Raw genomic sequence first — 20,397 nt, 5'->3', positions numbered from 1 at the left:
CTGACATCAACGGATTGACCACATGCTTCGCCTCATTCTGGCGGCGCTTTGCTGCGCCCTGTTCGTCTCTCAGGCCGACGCTCGCCCGCGCCATGTGCGCGCCGCAACGCTTGATGCCGGCTGCAACGTCATTTTTCCGTGCGAGGTCGCTTCGGTCGCTGCACCGGCCCGGCCGGCGCGGCCCGGCGCGCGCATGGCAGCCCGGCCGGCGCAGATCCTGCCGCATCCCGCCGGCTGCCCGCGGCGTGCGTTCTGCGGCTGCGGCGCGGCGGTCCGGCTGTTCGGCAGCCCGGTCCGGTCGCTGTGGCTGGCGGCGGCCTGGTTCAAGTTTCCACGCGCGGCCCCGGCGCCGGGCACGGTCGCGGTGAGGCGGCATCATGTGTTCGTGCTCGAGTCCCATCTCGGCGGTGCGACCTGGCTGGCCTATGACGCCAACTCCGGCGGTCATGCCACGCGGCTGCATGCCCGCTCGATCGCCGGTTACGTGATCGTCAATCCGCGCGCGTCGCAGAGCGCATCAAGGCTTGCGGGCAGGGCGCTGTGAACGGTCCGGGGCAACGCATCCTGGTCGACGCGGCATCGATGCGAGGCGAGCTGCACAACGTGCTGCTGGCCGTGATCGTCATCGCTGCGCTCGCGTTCGTGCTGGTGGCGATCGAGTGGTTCGGATGGCGCGCGCTGGTGATGACGTTGTTGATCGCGGCGCCGGTCCTGATGTGTCTCGTCGTCGCCGGCATCGCCGTGCTCGGCCCGGTTTGAAAGTGGGGGATCCATGTCGATAGCAGCAATCGTTCTGTTCGTGCTCGCCGCCCTGATTACGGCGCTCGGCCTCGTGATGGCGCGGCGCGCACGTACCGGACCGCAATCGACGCTGGCCTCGCTGCTGGTGGCAGTCGGGATCCTGCTGGCCTTCGCGGGCGCGGCGTTCGCGCGCGACGGGTCGATGACGTGACCACGTCGATCCGCAAGCGCGTGTTCGGCTATCTCGACGCCGCGCGCGGACAAGGCGCCTTTCTCGTCTCCGGAATCTTCTGCGGTGACGCCGACGACATCGCTGACGAGATCGCGCGGGATTGGGATGCCGGCGATCGCGGCAAGCTGCAATGGTCTCCGGGCGAGAGCGCCCCGGAAGTTTCCGACATCGTGCCGCATGTCGAGGCGTGGTTGCTCGATGAGCGTGGTGACGCGTAACCCTGCGTTCGCCGCCGGACGATATCCGGCAATCCAGCCGAGAAAGGATCAGGCCATGGCCATCCGATGTAAGATGCGTCTCGACAACGTGTTTCGCCAGAACTGGGGAGGGATCAAGGCCTTCTTCAGCTGTGCCTATGACGAGAAGCTCGCCAAGGAAGATGCGTCGTTCCAGAAGGCGACGCCCACGGGCAATGCCGAGTACGTGATCGACAATCCGAAAGCCGCCGAGCAGCTCGTGATCGGCGAATACTACTACGTCGACTTCCATCCGGTCCCGAAGGACAAGGCCGCGGCGGAGGCAGTCAGTTCCTGAAGGGTGAGGGGCCTCGACGCTCCTCGCCTTCGATGTGATACCTCCAAAGACTTCAGCCCGGCGCGGGGTGCCCCTCGCGCCGGGCTTTTTATTTGAACGCGTCGGCGACCCGCGTCATCGCCGGGTGCGTCCGGTTCTTGATCTTGATCCAGTCTTTCGAGCGTCCGGCGTCGTAGCGCCGATCGCGCCGCTTGGAGACCAGGCCCTCGAGGCCCATCCGGACCGCCGCTCGGAACAGGTCGGGCCCGATCTCGCCGGCTTCGAACGGCGCGACGAACACGCCCTCCGGCCGCCCGCGCAGCAGCCGCGCCAGATTGGTCTTGCGCATCGTCAGCGGAAGGGCCCGCAGATCCTCGCCGCCGAGCGCGAGGATGTCGAAGGCGTAGAGCTGCACCTCCTCGTCGTGCCGGCGCGAGTGCAGGGCGTTGAAGTCGGAGACGCCGTCGACGCCGAGCACCACGGCCTCGCCATCGATGACGAACTGCTGCTCGCGGTTCTTCAGCGCGGCCTCGACGATCCACGGGAAGCGGGAGGTCCAGTCGTGGCCGTTGCGTGTGAATAGCCGGACGGTCTTGCCCTTGCGCTCGACGCGCAAGCGATAGCCGTCATACTTGATTTCGTGGATCCAGTCGGGGCCGATGGGAACGGTTTTGGCGGCCGTCGGCAGGCAGAATTCAAGCGCAGGAAGCATGCAGCCGATATAGGTGCAGCGGTCAGAAAAGCGAATCGGAAAAGAAGAAAGGGCCCCCTTGCGAGCGGCCCTCTCCATGAGTCTTTCGGCGGTTCAAAGGATTAGGTTTCACAAGGCCAGCCCCGGGAATGAAAATACCTAAGGATACAAACATCGCGCCCGGATAGTGCAATGAGAACATCGGTTTGTTTCAGGAGTATGTCGTCGTACGTTCAATGGCTGTTCCGAGAAAGGAACTGGCTGCATTCAGTGCAGCTTGGTCTCCTCGTCCACCTCGACAATGAAGCCTGGCGGCATGCGAGGCGCCTCGCCAGCGTCTGGAACGTTGCAGTGGGGGCATGGTGCGCCGGCCGCACCGCAGGGGCAGGAGCGAGGACCGTCCCACGGCAAGTCCGGATGCGCCTCGCAAACCCAGCCGACGTCATCGCAAGTCTTGCAAGCCATGATCAATGCACCCGGTGGTTCCTCCTCGATCTGCTTCCCGTGCAAGTGGTCGAGGATCTGGCCGAGATCGCGCATGTCTAGCATCTCGCCGCAAGTCGGGCACCGTATGAAGTGGTCGCGCTCGTTTTCAGGCGACCAGCCAAGCGGCTTTCCTTCGCGAAACATCATGCGGCACCCTGCAGCGGCAATGCGAGCTGCCTATCAAACCGCCTTGTGGCGTTGGCAGCAACGAAGTCCTGCAATGGGGACGAAACTTCCACATCTGTGTCCACAGCGCGCTGGGCCAGCGCGTCGGCCACGTCGGAAGTGGCATCACGCGACCATCCTTCGCCCGGATTGAAGCACACGATGCGGAGCGGGTAGGCGTAATGGCCAGAGAGCAGGCCTTGCAGCACGGTTTCGAGATCTGTGTCGGCTTCGTCGGTCTCTCGCCAGGCGCAGCCTGCGCGGGCGCCGAAATCCTCGAGCACCAGGTAGATGTCGCGATCGAGGCGGTCGGCCGGCACGATCGAGGGTGAGGAACGCATACGCTTACTCCGGTACAACAGGCGGAGAGCCGGCCCCGGCTAGGGGGGCGTTTGAGGGTAGGCCGGGGCCGCTCCGCCAGCTCGGCGGCGAGCCGGCGAATCACTCAAGCTGCTCCCCGCTCCCTGGTTCCAGATTTCTATGCCCTGCTAAGTTAAAGGTCCTGGTTTCCTTCCCGGAACTGAAATTGCGGCATCCTCGTTGAAGCCTCGTCGCTATCGATGACTCCAAGAGGTTTGCGATGACCCAGCGCCGATATCGAAGCAAGCAGACGCGCTCGCTTGAAGAGCGGATGGCCGAGCAGGCCGCTCGACTTAAGGACCAAGCCAGTCAGTTGCCTGCAGGCGCAGAGCGGGAAGCTATGCTTAAGCGGGCTCGAATTGCCGAAACGGGCGCCCATTTGTCCGACTGGATCACGTCGCCCGGCCTGCGGCCTCCGAAATAGCCCTAGGAACCTTCGCGCACTTTGGTACTTAGGAACCGCGCTCGCGCGGGGTGATTCGATGCTGGCAATGATCTTGCTCATGTCCACTCTGGGCGTCGTCACCATCGCTGTCGTGGTTGTGGTCTTCGAATGGCGCGCACTCATTGGATTTTGGCGCGCAAGGAAGAGCACCCGTAGTTCATGACGGACGGTGAGCCTATTCGCGCCTCACCCGGCGTGAGCAGATTCACATAGGGCTGGCCGAAAATCCGGCCGGACGTCGGCGCCTCGCCGGCCGCATTTGCTGCGGGATGATTGAGGGCGAGGTCAGACGCGCTACACCACTGACCAGTCTCGACATGGGTGGTTGTGGGGATGGATGGCGATCGGGCTCCCATGCAGAGGAGACGGCCCCGGCTCGGGAGGCGACAGATGTGGGCCGGGGCCGCTCCGCCGGCTCGCGGCGAGCCGGCGAATGGCAATCAACTAGCGGTTCCTCGGTTCCTATCAGTGGCCGAGCAGGTCGTTACCGGGCTGCAGCAGCCGCACCAAGGTGCCGCTTTCGTGCAGCTCGAGCCAACCCTTCTCGACGGCGTAATGCAGGCCGGCAATGAACTCGGTACCGCGGCCCTTTAGCGTGAACAGAAAGGGCGCGTTGATCTTCTCGATGTGGATGCGGCCGTCCTGGACCGGCTCGATGCTGGCCGCGATCTGGACGAGCTGGCGCGCGGCCGCTTCCGGGTCGGCATAGGGGCGGGCCTCGACGTGCTTCATGCGCCGATTCCTCGGTGAGCGCGCTGGATGTGCGCCTCGACGTCCGCATTGCTGATGGCCTCACCGCAGAAGCAGCGCGCTTGGCCGTTGCGGCTTTGGGTCGGCAGCTGGCAACCCGTGTCCCACATGCGATATTTCCACGCGGTAAAGTCGCGGTCCCGCCGCCAGATCTCGAACTGCTCCTCGGTCAGCGTCGGCGCGAGCCTGGCCCAGGCGGTCTCGAACTGTGCCCGAGCCTCCTCGAGGGAGGTCGCGCTGCCGGCCTGCAGGCTCGAGGTTCCCGGGTGAAAGCCAAGGGTCCAACCCCATTGATCGACGTTGTTTGGGACGCCGGAGCGCTTACCGATCTGGCCGATGCGGATGTCGCCGAAATAGACGTGCCAACTGTGGCGCTCATACGTATCGGGGCGGCGGGTGAGAGCGGGCATGGCGCCCCTTTATTGCACGTGAACGCAGAGAGAAACAAACAGGGTTTGTTGAACCCGCTAGTGCCTGCTGATTGGCTCAAACCGGACGATCTTTGTCGCGCCATCCCAGAGCTCCAGCATGCTTGTCTACAAGGCTGTTCTGCTTTTTGGCGGGTAGCCGTTCATCCTGTAAATCGAGGTCAAACCCGCCGGGTGATGTGTCCGTCGGGATCGATGAGATAAGCTCAAATGCGGACATGATCCCCGGCTCCAAAAACCTCGCCCTGCGCCGAGGCAGGAGCGAGATTAAGCCCGGTCTAGGTCGGTTGCTACCATCGTTGGCGGCTTGGACGCCATGCGTCGCGCAAGGGCATGTGACCCACCGGCGCTCCCTAGAAAACTCCCAGCATCTCCCGAGTGAATCTATCCTATCGAGATACAGCGGTAGGATGGTCCCTGCCGTAACTGTATCTCGAGAAATCTCCCGCCCATGTCCTTGCGAATTTGAGCAGAAGAATGTCGAGGCAGTGTGAGGCGTCCGGCACTGTGAACGATTATGCTTGCGACAATCTTCTTGAGCAGGACGGAGATGTTCACTCTTCTGACGTAGCGTCGGGCTTGGTCTGCCGAGAGGCCCTCGATTTCCACGACGAGACCTAGCAGGTCACTTCTTTGCCCCTCATTCACTTTGTCGAGCAATACCGGGTGAGCCATAAAGGCGAGAACCGTGATCTCGAAGTCTTTGTATGTCCAGGCCGAACGGCTGCAAGCGCCATTCAGCACGCGCTCGCAGACGAGAACCTGCACATTCGAAATGCTATGAAATATGACCTCGCTGCCGCAGTAGGCGCACGTGCACAGACCACCGAAGATGCTGGCAAGGTTATTTCCTTTGCGGCCGCGACGCGCGAGATTCTGCTGACGCGCAGCCTGCGCAGCGTCAAAAGTCGCCTTGTCTATGACGGCTGGGTAATAGTCGGAGATGGGAGCGCCGCTCGGGATTCCCTTCTTATGACCTGCCGCAAATGATTTCGGCTGATACTCACCGTAGGTGGCGCGGTTCCTGAGCATGTAGTCGATGGTGGTGTGGTCCCACTGTAGTGACTGGGTGAAGGTCGGCACCCTTTGCTCGTCGAGATAATTAGCGATGGCGTAGCTTCCCATTCCTCCGATCGCGAGCTCGAAGATCTTTTTCACTGTCTCGGCCCGGTCCGGCAAGAACACAAACGACAAGCGGTCGTCAGTGAGGCCAAGCCAGCTCGGAGCTGCTGAGATCTTCTTCTTGCTCTGTTTGGGCATTCTGGCCGTCGCTCTCGATTCGCTTCCCCGAGCATAGTGTCTTCTCGGTTCGACGGCGTTCGGCCCTGATGTCACCGTCGAGAGTTCCACTCCATTTCAAAAACTGATCACAGGGCTGTGAGGCCAAAACTACTAATCTTTTCTGCTAGTTGCGTCGCTTTTCGTGTTTGGAGGTTGCGTGATTTTTGTGCAACACCGGACGGAAAACGCGTTTCATAGGCCCGTTTTGGCGCGTTCTCTTGTTGTGTGTGCATGGGGCATCGATCATGTTGGCTGAGCGACGGAGGGGGGCATCCCGAGGTCGTCCCGTTTAGGTCTTTCGCTTAAGTCCCTCGCGTTCATGCGGGTGTGTCCGAAGGCGCGAAGGGACTCGGAGCGGTGATTTAGAGGGGGTTTGGGAATTGGCCGTCCGGTCAGTGACCTTCCCTGAAGAGCAACTTGGAGGTTTAACATGAAGTTGGTTAAGAGCCTTTTGCTCGGCTCAGCGGCGGGTCTGATCGCCGTGGGCGGAGCGCAGGCAGCCGATCTCCCCGTGAAGGCCAAGGCGGTCGAATACGTGAAGATCTGCTCCCTGTACGGAGCCGGGTTCTACTACATCCCGGGCACTGACACCTGCATCAAGCTGGGTGGTTATCTGCGCGCTGAAGTCGGTCTGAACACGAACAGCATCTACGGCATTCAGAACGGCGCACCCGCCGGCGCTCACAATCGCCTGAGCAACTACTACACGATGCGCGCTCGTCAGGATCTCAACATCGACACGCGCACCGCGACTGAATACGGCGTCGTCCGCACCTTCTTCGATGCGACGTTCTCCTGGACCACCGCTGGCTACGTCGGAACCGGCTCGCCCACGGGCGCGACCGCCGGCACCTTCACGTCGGCTGGTACCACCACCATCAACCCGACCGATGGCGGCACTTCGGGCGGCTCGCTCGGCGTGTACTACGCCTTCATCCAGTTCGCCGGCTTCACGATGGGTAAGGCCGTGTCGCAGTTCGACGCGCCCTGGACCAACTATCCCGGCAACAACATCGACAGCCTCGTCGGCGGCAGCGGCACGGTCACTGGTGTCAACCAGTTCACCTACACCGCTGACTTCGGTCAGGGCATTACGGCGTCGTTCTCGGCGGAAGATGCGACGGCTTACTATCAGGCTGGCAATCTCAACCTTGCCGGTATCACAGCGGCCGGCGTGCTCGGTGGTTCGTACGGCTCCAACGCCATCGGCGGCTCGCGTTCGCCGAACCTGGTTGCTATGGTCCGCGTTGATCAGGCTTGGGGTCTGTTCCAGGCGTCGGTCGCGGCGCACGACAACCACGTCGCTTACTACGGCGCAGACGAAACCACTGGCCACCCCGACGACAAGTGGGGTTGGGCGGTTCAGCTCGCTCTGTCGATCAAGAACATCCCGACCGGCGCGGGTGACACGATCAACATTTCGGGCGTCTACACCGACGGTGCGACCCGCTACAACTTCCAGAACCTCGCGGGTAGCTCATACTCCATGTACGGCGGCTCGAACGTCGCCTACCAGAGCATCGGCTTCGCCAATGCGCCGGACACCGTGTTTGTCGGCTCTGCAGCGACGGGCTTCAGCTCGCAGGAAACCGTCAAGACCTGGGGCTTCCGTGGTGCGTACACCCATAACTGGGATCCGTACTGGAACACCGCGCTCTACGGTGCTTATGCGCATGCGTCCTTCGGATCGCTTGCCAAGAACTTCCTCTGCGGCGGTGGCGGCTTCGCCGGCGTCTTGTTAACGCCGGGCGTTACCTCGTGTAACCCTGACTTCAACATCGGCCAGGTCGGTTTGATCACCCGCTGGACTCCGGTCAAGAACCTGACGTTCTCGGCCGACTTCAACTGGACCCGACTGGATCAGAAGTACGCAGGCGTGACCGGGCTGGTTACACCGGCTGCTAATGTCGCCAAGCCGACCGCGTCGTATGAGCTCAAGGACCAGGACTCGTTCACCCTGCTCCTCCGCGCTCAGCGCAACTGGTAACAACGACCTAAGCTTTAGAGCTCTCGGTGGGAGACTGCCGAGAGTTCTCCAGAGCCCTCGACGGGAGACCGCCGAGGGCTCTTGCATTTATGGATCACAAGGTCACGGTCAGGGCGAAGCATTCGGGCGAAGGCATCGCGGATCTATCAAGCAATGAAAGAGGCCGCCAACTGAGGCGGCCTTACTGCAACTTGCGGCGTCGCTTTTCGATAAGGGCGCGCTGCTCCTCGATGTCCTCTCGGACAACCTTCTTAAGGTCCTCCGTCGCCTTGTCCTCGTTGGCGTTCGGGTCCTTTGGTTCGTTCTGGGTTTCCTTGCCCATGCATCAATCGCAGCCTGTTGTGGTCGACAACGATTGATGCACATCAACGGTTCGGTTCCCGGTTGCGAATTAGGACACCTCCGGATTCAACTTAGGACACTAGGGGTTAAATACGGACAGTACCCGCTTATCGCACCGGAACGGCCAGTGAACAAATTCCCCCGTTTTTCCCCGTGTCGGTGTGTCACGTTTGGGGAATGTTCCGTGTCAAGGCGTCTCGAAATGCCTTCACCGGCCCCGCTAGATCGTTTTGATTCCAAAGGAATTTGGCGATTTTCGCGGGGCCGGCGAAGTTGCGCCCAGCCATTGGGGGATGGCTGGCCGCGCGCGAACCGGTCTGGGACGGGGAGGGGTGGGGATGTGACCGGGCCGCGTAACTCGTTGTCTCGTTCCTACTGATCTTTCGCGCTGGCGGTGGAGACCGCCGGCTTGGTATCGCCGAGCGAGACCCAGACGTTGGGATCGCTCTGCGACTGGCGCTTGACGAAGCGGTAGCCGGTCTCCGTCCAGGCAACGACGTTCTCGTTCTGATTGTCGAGAACGAACTCGCCCTTGTCGGTCTTCACCGTCAGCACCGCGTGGCCTTCGCCCTTCTTGTCGCGCACGACGGTGATCAGCAGGGCCTGGCGCGGCCATCCGGCGTCGATCAGCATCTTGCGCTTCAACAGCACGTAGTCTTCACAGTCGCCGTAGCCGTCTGATGGCAGCGACCACTTCTCGATCACGCCCCAGTGCTCCTGGTCGGTCAAAGGCTTGACGGTCTCGTTGACCCAGCGATTGACCTTGACGAGGTCGCGCCATGCGGCCTGCGACATCACGATGTCGCGCGGCTGCACCGGTGCGCCCTGGCATTGGGCGGCGTTGTCCGCGCAGAACTCGACCCAGCCGATCGGCGCACGCGTGGTGTCGCCGAGGCTCGCGTAGAGCAGACGGCTTTCGCCGGCCTGCGCCGCCGCGCTGATCCCGAAGAGCATGGCGACCAGCGCCAGCCTCTTCCCCTGTCCCCTGAAGTCAAACATTGCGGTCCCCGTTTCTTGTTGGGACCACATTTCGCACGGAGCTTTTGAGTTGCCGCTAAGTCAGTCAAGTCAAGTCGAGACGAATGCAAGTAAAAGGCGCGGCGAATTCGATCTATACTTGAATCGAATTCGAATAAAATTCGATATGACTGCAATCGATTCAAATTTTACCGATTAACTTGGAAACGCTGGCAGAACCGGCGTGCGCGCCGCTCCGCGACCGACGCGTTAACCGCAAGGCGGCGGCCGCGCGACGTGAAAAAGGCGGCGTCCGTATCCCGGAGGCCGCCTTCCAGCTTGGAAATAATGAGGTTTTCGCGTCCGCGCGCTTTACCGCGCGGTAACGCTCTCTTCGAGTGTCTCGATCGGCTGCTCGTGCAGGAACTCCAGCGCGAAGCCGTCTTCGAGATTTCGGACCACGCGGCCCTGGACCCGGCCGAGCAGAACCGTCGATTTCAGCGGCGGGCGGTTCTCCGCGGCGATCGCGGCGCCCGACAGCGAGAGGTCGATGATGCGGCACGTCATCTTGGTGCCGTCCTCGAGCGTCAGCACTGCGATGGGGTTGCGTGGCACGATACGGTCGTGGCGGCGGTCCTCCGGCAGATTGAGGATGTCGCGATTGGCGAGCCAGGTCAGCTGGGCCGCCAGCTTGTCGCGCTTCCTCGGTGTCGCACCGATCGTCATGGCGAAGCCGTTGTCGATGATGCGGGTGATCTTGCCCTCGACGCGGCCGATATGGTCGAGATAGGCGACGACGCGGTCGCCGACATTGCCGATGCCGGGCGCGAGCAAAGCGAGGCCGCCCGGCGACATGTTGATCACCTGGCAGGGGAATTCCCGTCGGTCCGGCAGCATGTAACGGCCGAGCAGGTGCACCTTCACCCGCTGGAAGCGCCTGCGCTCCTCGGCGGCCGGAAGAAATTTTTTGTTCGCCAACGCCATTTTCAACACCCGACCCCCCGCCCGGGCGGAGTCCGGGACGACCCTAAGGTGCGTAGGGTTAATGTCGCGTTAGGATTGGGCGCGGCGGCAACGGACAGACACGATGCGCTCGAAAAGCCACATCAGGGGCGGGCACGCCAGCACTGTCAGCGCGCCGAGGTCGAGCGCGACCGCGGCGGTCCCGGCCGATTTGGCGAGCCGCCCAGCCACCGCCGGCCCCAGCATCATGGTCGCATAGAAGAGGGTGTAGAACACGCCCATCCCGATCGCCCTGGTGTCCGGGGCGAGCACGCGGGCGGCGAGGCTCATGATCGGGCCGGCCGGATGGCCTCCGATCAGGCCGATCAGGATCAGGATGGTGATCACCGCGTCCGATCGCGGCAGCCAGGCCAGCAGTCCTGCCACGATGAGGCTGGCCCCGATCGCCAATATAAAGGGTCGCTTGAAGCGGTCGGCGAGATAGCCGCCTGCTGGCACAGAGATCACCGACAGCCACATCACGAGGCTGATCGCCGAGCCCGCCGCGGCGATGCTCCAGCCGCGCTCGGCCAATAGCGTCGGGCCGAACGAGAAGATCATGGCGAAGCCGACATTATAGAGGCCCCAGATGAGCCCTGCGACGATCACCGCCAGCAGCGCCAGCGGATCGAGCCGGCCCGAGCCGGCAGCGCCGGCGCCGGCTCCCGGCGGCGGCTGGTAGAACGTGATCAGCAGAATGCCGATCGCGGTCAGTGCGCCCACGGACAGGAATACGGCGCCCGCACCATGGGCGGTGCCGATCGCCGGCAGCACCAGCAGCGAGATCGCGACGCCGGCCGGCCAGGAATTGACGAAGATCGCCATCGCGGTGGCGATCTCCTTGCCCGCGAACCAGTCCGCGGCCATCTTGGTGAGCTGCACCGTCAGCAGCACGCCGCCGGCGCCGGAGGCGAGCCGGCCCGCCATCTGCCAGCCCCAGATGTCGGTGGTAGCCATCACGAGGCTGCCTGCCGTCATCAGCAGCAGCGCGGCGATGGTGGTCGGCTTGTCGCCGAGCGTGCGGCCGATCGCGCCGCCCGGCAGCGCCAGCACGACGCCCGGCGTGAAATACAGCCCGATCAGGATGCCGATATCGGCAAGGCCGACGCCGAAGGTCTGTTGCAGCAGCGGGGCGACCGCCGCGACACTCTGGAACTGGAACGCGATGGTGAGGCGCACGACGAACAGGATCGCAAGAATGCCCCAGCGATTGCGCAATGCCCCATCTCCCAAAAGTCTTGAGCGTGCGGTGAGGGGACGCCGGAGTCAATCGGCTGTGTCGTAACGCTGCGCCCTCACGCCGCCTTCGCCGCGCGCTGATACAGCAGGCACAGCAGCGCCAGCAGCACGGCGGCCGAGAGCCCGAGCGACCAATGGATCCCGATCGCCGCGCCTGCTACCCCGACCGTGATGCCGCTGAAGGCCCGCATGCCGAGCCCGGCCATGTTGTAAAGGCCGACGACGCGGCCGCGGATGTCGTGCGGCGCGTTCAGTTGCACCAGCGCCTGCGCCATGGTGTTGAAGGAGAGCTCGAAGAAGCCTGCAAAGAACAGCAGCGCAATCGCGACCGGATAGACCGGCACCAGTGCGAAGCCGAGCAGCGCCACGCTCCACAGCATCGCCAGCGTGATTGCGGTGCGCGGGGTGCCCTTCAGCCGTCCCCAGGATTCCAGTGCGATGCCGGCCAGCAGCGCGCCGGCCGCATCCGCCGCGAGCAGCACGCTGTAGGAGACGCCGGGATCGCCATGGCCGAGATCGCCGGCATAGCCCGGCATCTGGGCGTGATAGGCGTTGCCGATCATGAAGGAGGTGAGGCCGGCAAGCCACGTCATCGCCGACAGCACGGGCTGGGTGTCGATCGTGCGGATGGTGAGCACGATGTCGGCAAGGCCGCGCACCGCGAAGCGACGCGCCGCCACGCTCTTGTCCCTGACCGGGGCCCAGAACAGCCAAAGCAGCATCGGCAGATAGAACAGCGTGTTGAAGATGATGCCGTGCGAGGGACCGAGCGTCAGCATGATGATGCCGCCGACTGCGGGTCCGACCAGGATGCCGAGATAGCGCGCCATCGCATTCAGCCGCACCGCGCTCGGCAGATCGGCCGGGCCGACGAGGTCGTAGAGCAGAAGCTGGTTCGGCGTCTGCCAGAGCACGCCGGCGCAGCCATGGATCACCAGGAGCAGCATCGCGTGCCACATCTGGATCGTATCGGTCAGGAAGAAGAAGCCCCATCCGGCGGAGGCGACGATGAACAGCAGCATGCCGCACTGGATGATGCGGCGCGGATCGAACCGGTCGGCGAGGCCACCGACCGCGACGGAGAACAGCAGGAACGGCAGCCAGTGCGACAGCACGGCAAACCCGCCCAGCGTCGGCGAATGGAATTTCTGGAACACCACCCAATAGCTGATCACATGCTCGATATTGTCCGCCATCATCGCCAGCACGTAAGAGGCGAACTGGAGACGGTAGGGCACGGACTTCATCGCCGCAAACGATCCGGATGCGGCCATGGGATTTTGGGGGAGGGGGTTCACGGGATGACCAGAGTGGGACTCTTGGCGCCTTACACGTTCGCTGGCGACGGCTCAAGACTTTGCACGTGGACGAAGACCAGCCATGCCCTGCATGGTAGCCGTGACTTCGTCGCGCTATCGACCGTGCTCCGGCGCCGCAAATCGCGACGGGCGGACGAGCGACGTCCCGAACCTGAGCTCTCCTCACGTCTTGCGGCGGGTCCAGCTTTCCTGGGGTTCGTCGGCCCATGTGGTTCCAAGACCAAGCATCGTGATCCAGGTCTCGGCCAGCTTGCCGCCTTCGATACGATAGCTTTGCATGCCGGCGCGGCTGCGCTGCTCGCCGGTCGTGGGATCGGGCCAAACGAATGCAAATCGGAACCACGCGCGGTCAGTCGAGAAAGAGTGGTCATACACGACGACGCGGATTCCGGGCCGGTCTCGGTGCACGGTGTGCAATTCCGCAGCATACTCGTCCCGCGTGACGGTCCGGTCGCCTCTTTCGTCATGACGGATGTAATGCGATCCTACGCAGTCCGGGATGAGGTCAAATCGCCCCTCATGCCAAACCCGCTCCCAGCGATCGAAGAGCGCGCGTATATTGTCAGTCATGGGCTCCCCGAAATGGAATTGGTGCGGCACTGCTTGCGTCGTTGCAAGTATCTTGCCGAAATGCGGGCGCTTGCAGCGCAATGAGGGTGCGCCGGTCACATAGGGCACTTCCGCCTTCGCTGGCTGAGCTATGATAGCTTCGCGATACGCCCGCACCACAAATCACAACAGACGGGCAGCGAGGAAACAGCCATGGAATCCATCCGCGTCTGCACCCACGCAGGGCCGGGCTCAGAGCCCGTCATCCGCACCGTGCCGTGGCCGAAGGTCGGCCGCAAGGGCGCGCTGATCAAGGTCGGCGCCTGCGGGGTCTGCGGCACCGATTTGCATATTCTGAAAGGGCATTGGCCGAAGCCGCTGCCGTGGCCGTTCACGCTCGGCCACGAACTCGGCGGTGTCATCGTCGAATGCGGCGATGAATTCTCCGAGGATTTCATGAGCAAGCCGCTGACCGTCGGCTCGAAGGTGATGATCCCGCCGCTGATGCCCTGCGGCCGCTGCTACTACTGCATCCATTATCCGCAAGTAGCCAACAAGTGCCTGACTCCGGTCTATTACGGCCGCTATCTCGGCTTCGACAAGGCGCCGCACCTGTGGGGCGGCTGGGCCGAATACGTCTATGTCGATCTCGACATGCTGCCGGGCACCAAGATCTACAAGCTGCCCGACGACATGTCGTTGCGGTTAGGTGCGCTATCCGAGCCGCTGACCTCCTGCATCCGCGCCTTCAATCGCGCGACCCGCGCCGGTGGTTTCAGCTGGGGTGACACGGTGGTGATCCAGGGCTCCGGCCCGATCGGTATCTTGGCGGTCGCGGCCGCAAAGGAAATGGGAGCAGGGCGCGTCATCTGCGTCGGCGCGCCGGAGGAGCCGCGGCTCAAGCTCGCGCGTGAGTTCGGTGCGGAAGCCACGGTGAATATCGAGGAGCTCAAGTCGCCGCAGCAGCGCGTCGATCGCGTGAGGAAAATCGTCGGCGGCTTCGGCGCCGATCTCGTGATGGACTGCTCGGGCCATCCCACCGCCGGCCCCGAAGGCATCGAGATGCTGCGCGACGGCGGCACCTATGTCGAGATGGGCCAGTTCACCGACGCCGGCTCGATCGACACCTCCTGGCACCGCATCTGCACCAAGGATCTCAACGTGCTGGGATCCTGGGGTTTTACCGGCAACGATCTGCCGCTCGGTGTGGACATGCTGTATCGGACGCGCGACAAATACCCGTGGCTGAAGATGCAGACGATCTATCCGTTTACGGAAGAGGGCGTCGGACAGGCGGTGAGGGATGCGATGGCGATGAAGACGGTGAAATCGACCATCGTGCCGTGGCCGGAACTGGTGGAGTGAAGACGTGTAGCCCGGATGAGCGAAGCGATATCCGGGGCCTTGCTGATGATTCCCGCATCTCGCTTCGCTCATGCGGGCTACGCGTCGGAGTTTGGATTGCACGATGAAATGACAAACGAAGAGACTGACGACCCAAACCGACGCTCCCCCTTCAACGCCATCCGCGCGATCGACTACACCGTCATTTTCGTGCGCGACATGGCGGCGATGCGCCGCTTCTACGAAGACGTCCTCGCCTTCCCGCTGCTGCGCGAGCTGTCACCGAACTGGATCGAATACGGCTTGGGCGGCAACACGCTGGCCTTGGCGAGGCCGAGCCGGACTGCCTCCGATGCGCCGATCCCGGCGGGCAGCGCCTCGCTGCAACTGGCCTTCAAGGTCTCCGCCGCCGAAGTCGATCAATGCGCCGATGAACTCCTGCGGCAAGGCGTGGCGCTGCTGTCGCCGCCGACGGACCAGTCGTTCGGCCATCGCACGCTGTTCTTCCGCGATCCCGACGGCAATCTGCTCGAGGTGTACGCGGAGATCTGAGCGCACTACCGATGACGCCGAGCAAGTGGCCCGCTATGCGAGCTTGCGCGCCGCTGCGGTTGCCTTGTCGCCGGTGTTCGGCGTCCCGGTCGGCTCGATCAGCAGAAGATGAACCTCCTCGCGGGCTACCGGGCGATGTTCGACGCCTTTGGGCACGACGTAGAGTTCGCCCGGACCGAGGGTCACCGTCCGATCCCGCAGTTCGATGTCCAGATTGCCTTTGAGGACGAGAAAGAAATCGTCAGTGTCGTCGTGCTTGTGCCAGGTGAACTCGCCCTTCACCTTCACCACCATCACGTCGCAATCGTTGAAGGTCGTGACCGTGCGCGGCGACCAATAGTCCTGAAAAGTCGCGAGCTTGTCGGCAAGCGATATGCTATTTGTCATGTTTCACCCGTTGCTCTCTGGTGGGGCACGATTTGGGATTGCGAGGCGGGCGCGACAACACCGTCATTGCGGGGCGATCTTGCTGCCGTCGCGTATGCGGAGATCTCGGGTGCAACCGGCTATTTGACGCTCCCGGTCAGCATGGCCTGCGCCCAATCGGGGCGGTTGTTGGCGAGCGCGCGCGCCGATGCGGCGTCCCAATCATATTCGAGCGCCAGGAGTTCGACCTGCCAGCGCTTGTTTCGCTTCGCGAGTATCGCGTAGCGGGCGTGAGGCGAGCGATGTTCGAGTCTTGCGGCGATGGGAAGGTCCGCGAAGACCGGGCAGCCAACGCTTCCCGGATTGAGGACCAGACGGTCGCCGGGACCCTGAACGACCGCCTGCCGGTGGCTATGACCGCACAGCACCACGCGCGCTGCCAGTTCGCTCGCGAGGCGTGCCTCCAGAACGTCCCGGCGCGCCGGCACAAAACGGCCGTCGTCGAGCGATTCCTCCAGCAGGCACGTCGTGTCGTTCTCGGGCGTGCCATGGCAGGCCAGGATTCCGTCGTCCAGCCGCAACTGGGTGGGCAGGCCGTGCAGCGCGCGACGCTGCTCCGCTGTCAATGCGTTGCGGGCGAACAGGCCTGCCGGGGAGAGCTCGTCGTCCGGAAACTCCTCGATCCAGCGGTCATGGTTTCCGCGCACGGTCGGCAACGACAGCGCTTGCAGCGCTTCGAAGGTCTCTTTCGGCCACAACGGGCTGGTGACGCAATCGCCGAGGTTCACAATCCGATCGACGGCGCGCGCCTTGATGTCGGCCAGCACGGCCTCCAACGCAGCAAGGTTGCCGTGGATATCGGAAATGACTGCCAATCGCATCGTTGTGCTCTCCATCCCTTAGGGTCCGATCTCGGCTCAGTCGCCGCCAGATCCGGTTGCGCCGATGTTAATCAAGGTGGCCGCAAGAATCCGCTGCAACCTTCGGGCGCGGTGCTTTCCGTCAAGCCATGCAACATAGGCATGGCGATTTGCCGGCGCTTGGCGTAAAGAGCGCCCAGATCAAATCGCCAGCGTGCGGCCGGGCCGTTCGCCGCGCATGCAGCTCAGGTTCGCCGGATCACCGTTCCGCGCCTGAATCAACCAAGGTTCTCCATCTCGTGTCCCTTCCGGCCCTGACCCCGCCGCTCGCCCGCGCTTTGGCCGAGCGGAACTATGATTCACTGACCCCCGTCCAGCTCGCCGTGCTCGCTCACGAAGCCACCGGCCGTGACCTTCTGGTGTCGGCCCAGACCGGCTCCGGCAAGACTGTCGCCTACGGATTGGCCATCGCGAAGAATCTTCTTGATGACGCCGAGCAGTTCGGGCCCGCGGCAGCGCCGCTCGCCCTGATCGTGGCGCCGACCCGCGAGCTTGCACTTCAGGTTCAGCGCGAGCTGGCCTGGCTCTACGGGCATGCCGGCGGGCGCGTCGTCTCCTGTGTCGGCGGCATGGATCCGCGGCGCGAGCAGCGCGAGCTGGCCGCAGGCGCGCACATCGTCGTCGGCACGCCCGGGCGGCTCTGCGATCATTTGCGCCGTGGCCGTCTCGACATCTCCGAGCTCGCCGCCGTCGTGCTCGACGAGGCCGACGAGATGCTCAATCTCGGCTTTCGCGAGGACATGGAGTTCATTCTCGAGACCACGCCGGAGACGCGTCGCACCCTGCTGTTCTCGGCGACGTTTCCGCGCGGCATCGTCGCGCTGGCGAGGCAATATCAGCGCGACGCGTTCCGGATCGAGGTCGCCGGTGACGAGGGCGGTCACGCCGACATCGAGTATCGCGCGATCCGCATCGCGCCCGCCGACGTCGAGCACGCCGTCGTCAACGTGCTGCGCTTCTACGAGGCGCCGAGCGCGCTGGTGTTCTGCAGCACGCGCGATGCCGTCAGGCATTTGCAGGCGGCGCTGCTGGAGCGCGGCTTTTCCGTCGTCGCTCTCTCCGGCGAATTGACGCAGAACGAGCGCACCCTGGCGCTCCAGTCGCTGCGCGACGGGCGCGCCCGCGTCTGCGTCGCCACCGACGTCGCCGCCCGCGGCATCGATCTGCCGAGCCTCGACCTCGTCATTCATGCCGATCTGCCCAACGACGCCGAAGTGATGCAGCATCGCTCGGGCCGCACGGGGCGCGCGGGCCGCAAGGGCACGAGCGTCCTCCTGGTGCCGCCCGCACGTCGGCGGCGCGCGGAGCTGCTGCTCAATGTCTCCGGCATCGATGCGGCCTGGGGGACGGCGCCGCAGGCGGAGGAAATCCGCAAGCTCGATCACGCGCGCATGAAGGACGTGCTGTTCACCGAGGAGACGACGGCCGACGATCTGGTGCTGGCGCAGGCGCTACTGGCCGAACGCTCGGCGGAGGACATCGCCGCCGCGCTCGCGCGACTTTACCGCGCGCGGCTGCCGTCGCCCGAGGATATCATCGATCCCGGCGAGCGAGGTAGCCGGACGCGCGATGATCGCGGTCGCGACAAATCTCAAGGCGCGGATGGCGAGGATCGCCCAGCGCGGCTCCGACCGAAGTCTGGTAAAGCATCGTCGAAACACGGCATGGCGGAAGGCAGCGTCTGGTTCCGCGCCGCCATCGGACGACGCAAGAATGCGGAGGCGCGCTGGCTGCTGCCGATGATCTGCCGCCGCGGCGGCATCGACAAGAGCGACATCGGCGCCATCAAGATCATGGACACCACCACCGAGTTCGAGATTTCCGAGCGGGCCGCGGAGTCGTTCGCCGCCAAGATCAAGCGTCCGGACAAGGAAGACAGCATCCGCATCGAGCCGATGGCGGAGGCGCCGCGCCGGCCGGAAGCTTCGGAGGAGCGCTCTCACGCGCCCCGGCGCGAGGCCGGCGATCATCGTGAACGGCGCGACGATCACCCGCGCGAGGCAGCTGGATTCAAGCATCGCAGCAAGCCTCACGGCGATCGCGCGCCGAAATTCGCCGATGCTCCTTCCTTCGGAAACAAGAAGCACAAGAACAGGCCGGGCCACGCAGAGCCGTCGGTCACGCCGTGGCCCGCGAAGGGCGCGCCGGGAAAGAAGGCCAAGAAGAAGCGGCGAGGTTGATCGGTCACCGATCAACCCGGACTGCAATGATGACGCCGGATTGCACCGGCGACACCATCTGAAAAGGCAGGTGTGGGCTCAGCGGCCTCCGCCGCCACCACCACCTCCACCTCCGCCACCACCACCGCCGGCATCACGCATCGACGAGCTGTAGCGGGGATCGGTCTGCTTCATGTAGATCGGCGAGGTGTCGCGATGGATGACGGTGGTGGGTTTTCTGCCCACGTTCGGTGTCTCGATCAGGAAGCCGCAGCCTTCGAAGAAGGCGGTGTCGCAGTCATAGGTCCGGTACTGCGTCGCGGTGGCGCTGGTCGCGGTGAACGCGGCCGTCCCAACGCATGCAATCAGGGCAACTTTCGTCAATGTGAGCGTCATGGATATTCTCCAGCCTCGGTTCGCGAGACCGGAAGGGCTCGCACACACACACTTTCGACGGAGGCTGATCTGACTCGGTTCGAGGAGGCGGTTTCACGCCCGAGTGAGCCGGGGGCGGGATGTTACGTCGCAGCGAGGTCGCGCAACATATAGGTCGCGCCTTCTCCGTAGCAGGCCAGCTTCGCATGCAGCGACGCATCCGCCGCCACGGCACGAAAGCCGAGACGTTCCCACAGCGGCCGCGTGGCGTAGACCGAGACAAGTGCGAGCGCCGTGATGCCGGAGGCGCGCGCCAGCTCCGCGATCCCGGCAATATAGGCGCGCGCAACGCCGCCGCGCTGATCCGGCAGCACGGCGATATCGTGCACGTAGAGACAGTCTGCATCCTCGGGGAGTCGTTCCAGGAAACGATCGAGCGGCGGGATCTGATGCTGCTTCCAGGGATGCGCGAGCCCGTAGCCGGCGATCTCATCGCCGGCGACGAGCACGCGGCAGCCATCGGGATAGAGCCGCATCTTCTCCGCGAATACCTCGGGGCGTTCCGGAAGATCAGGATGGATCCGCGCCGCGATGGCGCTGATCGCGGGCAGATCGGATGGGTGCACGGGACGCCAGTGCGGCTTGTTCATGTCTCTTCGTCGTTCCGTCTCGGTTGGTCCAGTTTATTCCGCTGCGTTGGCGCGCGCAGCGAAAAATATCTTTCTGCGATCCGAGGAATACGAGGCCGCGTGAGGCGTCCTACCCATGCAAGCCAATTGCATGACAGGAGACATCATGACGTCCTCGATCCGCCTCGCGCTCGCGCTGGCAATATCGCTCGCGATCGTTCCCGCCGCCTTCGCCGCACCGCCGACCAAGACCGGCAAGACCGACAAGGGCAGTGTGCTCACCGATGCCAAGGGCATGACGCTCTATACTTTCGACAAGGATGCGGACGGCAAGTCGGCCTGCAACGGTCCATGTGCGACGAACTGGCCGGTGCTGAAGGCCGAGGCGGGCGACGCCGCCGGCGACGGCTACACCATCATCACGCGCGACGACGGCTCGAAGCAGTGGGCCTACAAGGGCAAGCCGCTCTACACTTTCGCCAAGGACCAGAAGCCCGGCGACATCACCGGCGACGGCTTCTTGAACGGTGCCTGGCATCTGGCGACGCCGTAACGGCGCTCTGCG

General features: G+C 63.8%; 27 protein-coding genes. 10 read left to right on the top strand and 17 right to left on the bottom strand.

From position 1 onward, the window contains the following. Nucleotides 1–22: 22 nt before the first annotated feature. Genes FJV43_RS03550 through FJV43_RS03530 form a run of 5 tightly spaced genes read left to right on the top strand, consistent with a single transcriptional unit; the run spans nucleotide 23 to nucleotide 1,507 of the window. On the top strand, nucleotides 23–544 hold the full coding sequence (locus tag FJV43_RS03550) for a hypothetical protein (RefSeq protein WP_239624666.1): 522 nt from the start codon (nucleotides 23–25) through the stop codon (nucleotides 542–544). Then, a complete protein-coding gene (locus tag FJV43_RS03545) occupies nucleotides 541–759 on the top strand; it encodes a hypothetical protein (protein WP_239624664.1) in 219 nt (72 codons plus the stop codon). The genes FJV43_RS03550 and FJV43_RS03545 overlap by 4 nt, the downstream gene beginning before the upstream one ends. Nucleotides 760–772: 13 nt before the next feature. Next, nucleotides 773–952: a hypothetical protein gene (locus FJV43_RS03540; RefSeq protein ID WP_239624662.1), complete on the top strand. Its 180-nt coding sequence runs from the start codon at nucleotides 773–775 to the stop codon at nucleotides 950–952. Next, the gene (locus FJV43_RS03535; protein WP_239624661.1) at nucleotides 949–1,191 is read left to right on the top strand and encodes a hypothetical protein; all 243 of its coding nucleotides are present in this window, start codon (nucleotides 949–951) and stop codon (nucleotides 1,189–1,191) included. The genes FJV43_RS03540 and FJV43_RS03535 overlap by 4 nt, the downstream gene beginning before the upstream one ends. Nucleotides 1,192–1,246: 55 nt before the next feature. Next, nucleotides 1,247–1,507 (top strand): hypothetical protein, encoded by a 261-nt coding sequence (locus tag FJV43_RS03530; RefSeq protein WP_239624659.1) that lies wholly within the window; start codon nucleotides 1,247–1,249, stop codon nucleotides 1,505–1,507. A gap of 88 nt (nucleotides 1,508–1,595) precedes the next feature. On the opposite strand, the gene FJV43_RS03525 is transcribed toward FJV43_RS03530, so the two are convergent. The 7 genes from FJV43_RS03525 to FJV43_RS03490 form a co-directional block, all read right to left on the bottom strand. Next, complete coding sequence (locus FJV43_RS03525; RefSeq protein ID WP_239624657.1) at nucleotides 1,596–2,198, bottom strand: RNA ligase family protein; 603 nt, start codon at nucleotides 2,196–2,198, stop codon at nucleotides 1,596–1,598. 246 nt (nucleotides 2,199–2,444) lie between these two features. Next, on the bottom strand, nucleotides 2,445–2,810 hold the full coding sequence (locus FJV43_RS03520; protein WP_239624655.1) for a hypothetical protein: 366 nt from the start codon (nucleotides 2,808–2,810) through the stop codon (nucleotides 2,445–2,447). Next, entirely contained in the window at nucleotides 2,807–3,169 is a 363-nt protein-coding gene (locus FJV43_RS03515; protein WP_239624654.1) for a hypothetical protein, read from the bottom strand. Before FJV43_RS03515 ends, FJV43_RS03520 begins: the two co-directional genes overlap by 4 nt. A 929-nt stretch (nucleotides 3,170–4,098) precedes the next feature. Then, a complete protein-coding gene (locus tag FJV43_RS03505; protein WP_239624651.1) occupies nucleotides 4,099–4,365 on the bottom strand; it encodes a hypothetical protein in 267 nt (88 codons plus the stop codon). After that, the gene (locus FJV43_RS03500) at nucleotides 4,362–4,793 is read right to left on the bottom strand and encodes a hypothetical protein (RefSeq protein WP_239624649.1); all 432 of its coding nucleotides are present in this window, start codon (nucleotides 4,791–4,793) and stop codon (nucleotides 4,362–4,364) included. The genes FJV43_RS03505 and FJV43_RS03500 overlap by 4 nt, the downstream gene beginning before the upstream one ends. Nucleotides 4,794–4,869: 76 nt before the next feature. Continuing rightward, nucleotides 4,870–5,031, bottom strand: a complete 162-nt coding sequence (locus tag FJV43_RS03495; RefSeq protein WP_239624647.1) for a hypothetical protein — start codon at nucleotides 5,029–5,031, stop codon at nucleotides 4,870–4,872. A gap of 164 nt (nucleotides 5,032–5,195) precedes the next feature. After that, nucleotides 5,196–6,071: a recombinase family protein gene (locus FJV43_RS03490; RefSeq protein ID WP_239624646.1), complete on the bottom strand. Its 876-nt coding sequence runs from the start codon at nucleotides 6,069–6,071 to the stop codon at nucleotides 5,196–5,198. A 451-nt stretch (nucleotides 6,072–6,522) separates the two neighbouring features. Between FJV43_RS03490 and FJV43_RS03485 the strand changes: the two genes are divergently transcribed. Next, a complete protein-coding gene (locus tag FJV43_RS03485; protein ID WP_239624644.1) occupies nucleotides 6,523–8,079 on the top strand; it encodes a porin in 1,557 nt (518 codons plus the stop codon). A 181-nt stretch (nucleotides 8,080–8,260) separates the two neighbouring features. Here the strand turns inward: FJV43_RS03485 and FJV43_RS03480 are convergent, their stop codons facing one another. From FJV43_RS03480 to FJV43_RS03455, 6 genes are all read right to left on the bottom strand, one after another. Next, the gene (locus FJV43_RS03480; RefSeq protein ID WP_239624643.1) at nucleotides 8,261–8,401 is read right to left on the bottom strand and encodes a hypothetical protein; all 141 of its coding nucleotides are present in this window, start codon (nucleotides 8,399–8,401) and stop codon (nucleotides 8,261–8,263) included. A gap of 392 nt (nucleotides 8,402–8,793) precedes the next feature. Next, nucleotides 8,794–9,420 carry a transglutaminase-like cysteine peptidase gene (locus tag FJV43_RS03475; RefSeq protein WP_239624641.1) on the bottom strand — a complete coding sequence of 209 codons (627 nt, stop codon included), beginning with the start codon at nucleotides 9,418–9,420 and terminating at the stop codon, nucleotides 8,794–8,796. A gap of 330 nt (nucleotides 9,421–9,750) precedes the next feature. Then, on the bottom strand, nucleotides 9,751–10,362 hold the full coding sequence (locus FJV43_RS03470; protein ID WP_024340745.1) for a PilZ domain-containing protein: 612 nt from the start codon (nucleotides 10,360–10,362) through the stop codon (nucleotides 9,751–9,753). Between the two features lie 69 nt (nucleotides 10,363–10,431). After that, nucleotides 10,432–11,598, bottom strand: a complete 1,167-nt coding sequence (locus tag FJV43_RS03465; protein ID WP_239624640.1) for an MFS transporter — start codon at nucleotides 11,596–11,598, stop codon at nucleotides 10,432–10,434. A gap of 77 nt (nucleotides 11,599–11,675) precedes the next feature. Next, on the bottom strand, nucleotides 11,676–12,866 hold the full coding sequence (locus FJV43_RS03460; RefSeq protein ID WP_239624638.1) for an MFS transporter: 1,191 nt from the start codon (nucleotides 12,864–12,866) through the stop codon (nucleotides 11,676–11,678). 234 nt (nucleotides 12,867–13,100) lie between these two features. Further along, nucleotides 13,101–13,616: a nuclear transport factor 2 family protein gene (locus FJV43_RS03455; protein ID WP_239624636.1), complete on the bottom strand. Its 516-nt coding sequence runs from the start codon at nucleotides 13,614–13,616 to the stop codon at nucleotides 13,101–13,103. 84 nt (nucleotides 13,617–13,700) lie between these two features. On the opposite strand from FJV43_RS03455, the gene FJV43_RS03450 reads away from it, so the two are divergent. After that, on the top strand, nucleotides 13,701–14,852 hold the full coding sequence (locus FJV43_RS03450) for a zinc-binding dehydrogenase (RefSeq protein WP_239624634.1): 1,152 nt from the start codon (nucleotides 13,701–13,703) through the stop codon (nucleotides 14,850–14,852). A gap of 108 nt (nucleotides 14,853–14,960) precedes the next feature. Next, nucleotides 14,961–15,383, top strand: coding sequence for a VOC family protein (locus FJV43_RS03445; protein ID WP_239624632.1), 423 nt, complete (start codon nucleotides 14,961–14,963; stop codon nucleotides 15,381–15,383). A 33-nt stretch (nucleotides 15,384–15,416) separates the two neighbouring features. Here FJV43_RS03445 and FJV43_RS03440 read toward each other — a convergent pair whose 3' ends face one another. Together FJV43_RS03440 and FJV43_RS03435 are read right to left on the bottom strand one after the other, a co-directional pair. Continuing rightward, the gene (locus FJV43_RS03440) at nucleotides 15,417–15,770 is read right to left on the bottom strand and encodes a cupin domain-containing protein (protein WP_239624631.1); all 354 of its coding nucleotides are present in this window, start codon (nucleotides 15,768–15,770) and stop codon (nucleotides 15,417–15,419) included. A gap of 119 nt (nucleotides 15,771–15,889) precedes the next feature. Beyond that, a complete protein-coding gene (locus FJV43_RS03435) occupies nucleotides 15,890–16,630 on the bottom strand; it encodes a metallophosphoesterase family protein (RefSeq protein ID WP_239624629.1) in 741 nt (246 codons plus the stop codon). A gap of 278 nt (nucleotides 16,631–16,908) precedes the next feature. On the opposite strand from FJV43_RS03435, the gene FJV43_RS03430 reads away from it, so the two are divergent. Beyond that, a complete protein-coding gene (locus FJV43_RS03430) occupies nucleotides 16,909–18,849 on the top strand; it encodes a DEAD/DEAH box helicase (protein WP_239624628.1) in 1,941 nt (646 codons plus the stop codon). A gap of 78 nt (nucleotides 18,850–18,927) precedes the next feature. On the opposite strand, the gene FJV43_RS03425 is transcribed toward FJV43_RS03430, so the two are convergent. Beyond that, nucleotides 18,928–19,224, bottom strand: a complete 297-nt coding sequence (locus FJV43_RS03425; protein WP_239624626.1) for a hypothetical protein — start codon at nucleotides 19,222–19,224, stop codon at nucleotides 18,928–18,930. Nucleotides 19,225–19,346: 122 nt separating this feature from the next. After that, a complete protein-coding gene (locus tag FJV43_RS03420) occupies nucleotides 19,347–19,853 on the bottom strand; it encodes a GNAT family N-acetyltransferase (RefSeq protein WP_239624624.1) in 507 nt (168 codons plus the stop codon). A gap of 145 nt (nucleotides 19,854–19,998) precedes the next feature. Here FJV43_RS03420 and FJV43_RS03415 point away from each other — a divergent pair, with 145 nt between their 5' ends. Beyond that, nucleotides 19,999–20,385 carry a hypothetical protein gene (locus tag FJV43_RS03415; RefSeq protein WP_239624622.1) on the top strand — a complete coding sequence of 129 codons (387 nt, stop codon included), beginning with the start codon at nucleotides 19,999–20,001 and terminating at the stop codon, nucleotides 20,383–20,385. Nucleotides 20,386–20,397 lie beyond the last annotated feature (12 nt).

Source organism: Bradyrhizobium sp. I71 (genome assembly GCF_022354745.1).
In the GTDB taxonomy this organism is placed as follows: Bacteria; Pseudomonadota; Alphaproteobacteria; order Rhizobiales; family Xanthobacteraceae; genus Bradyrhizobium; species Bradyrhizobium liaoningense.
The sequence above is the reverse complement of the archived record's forward strand: the minus strand, read 5'-3'. Positions and strand labels throughout refer to the sequence as shown.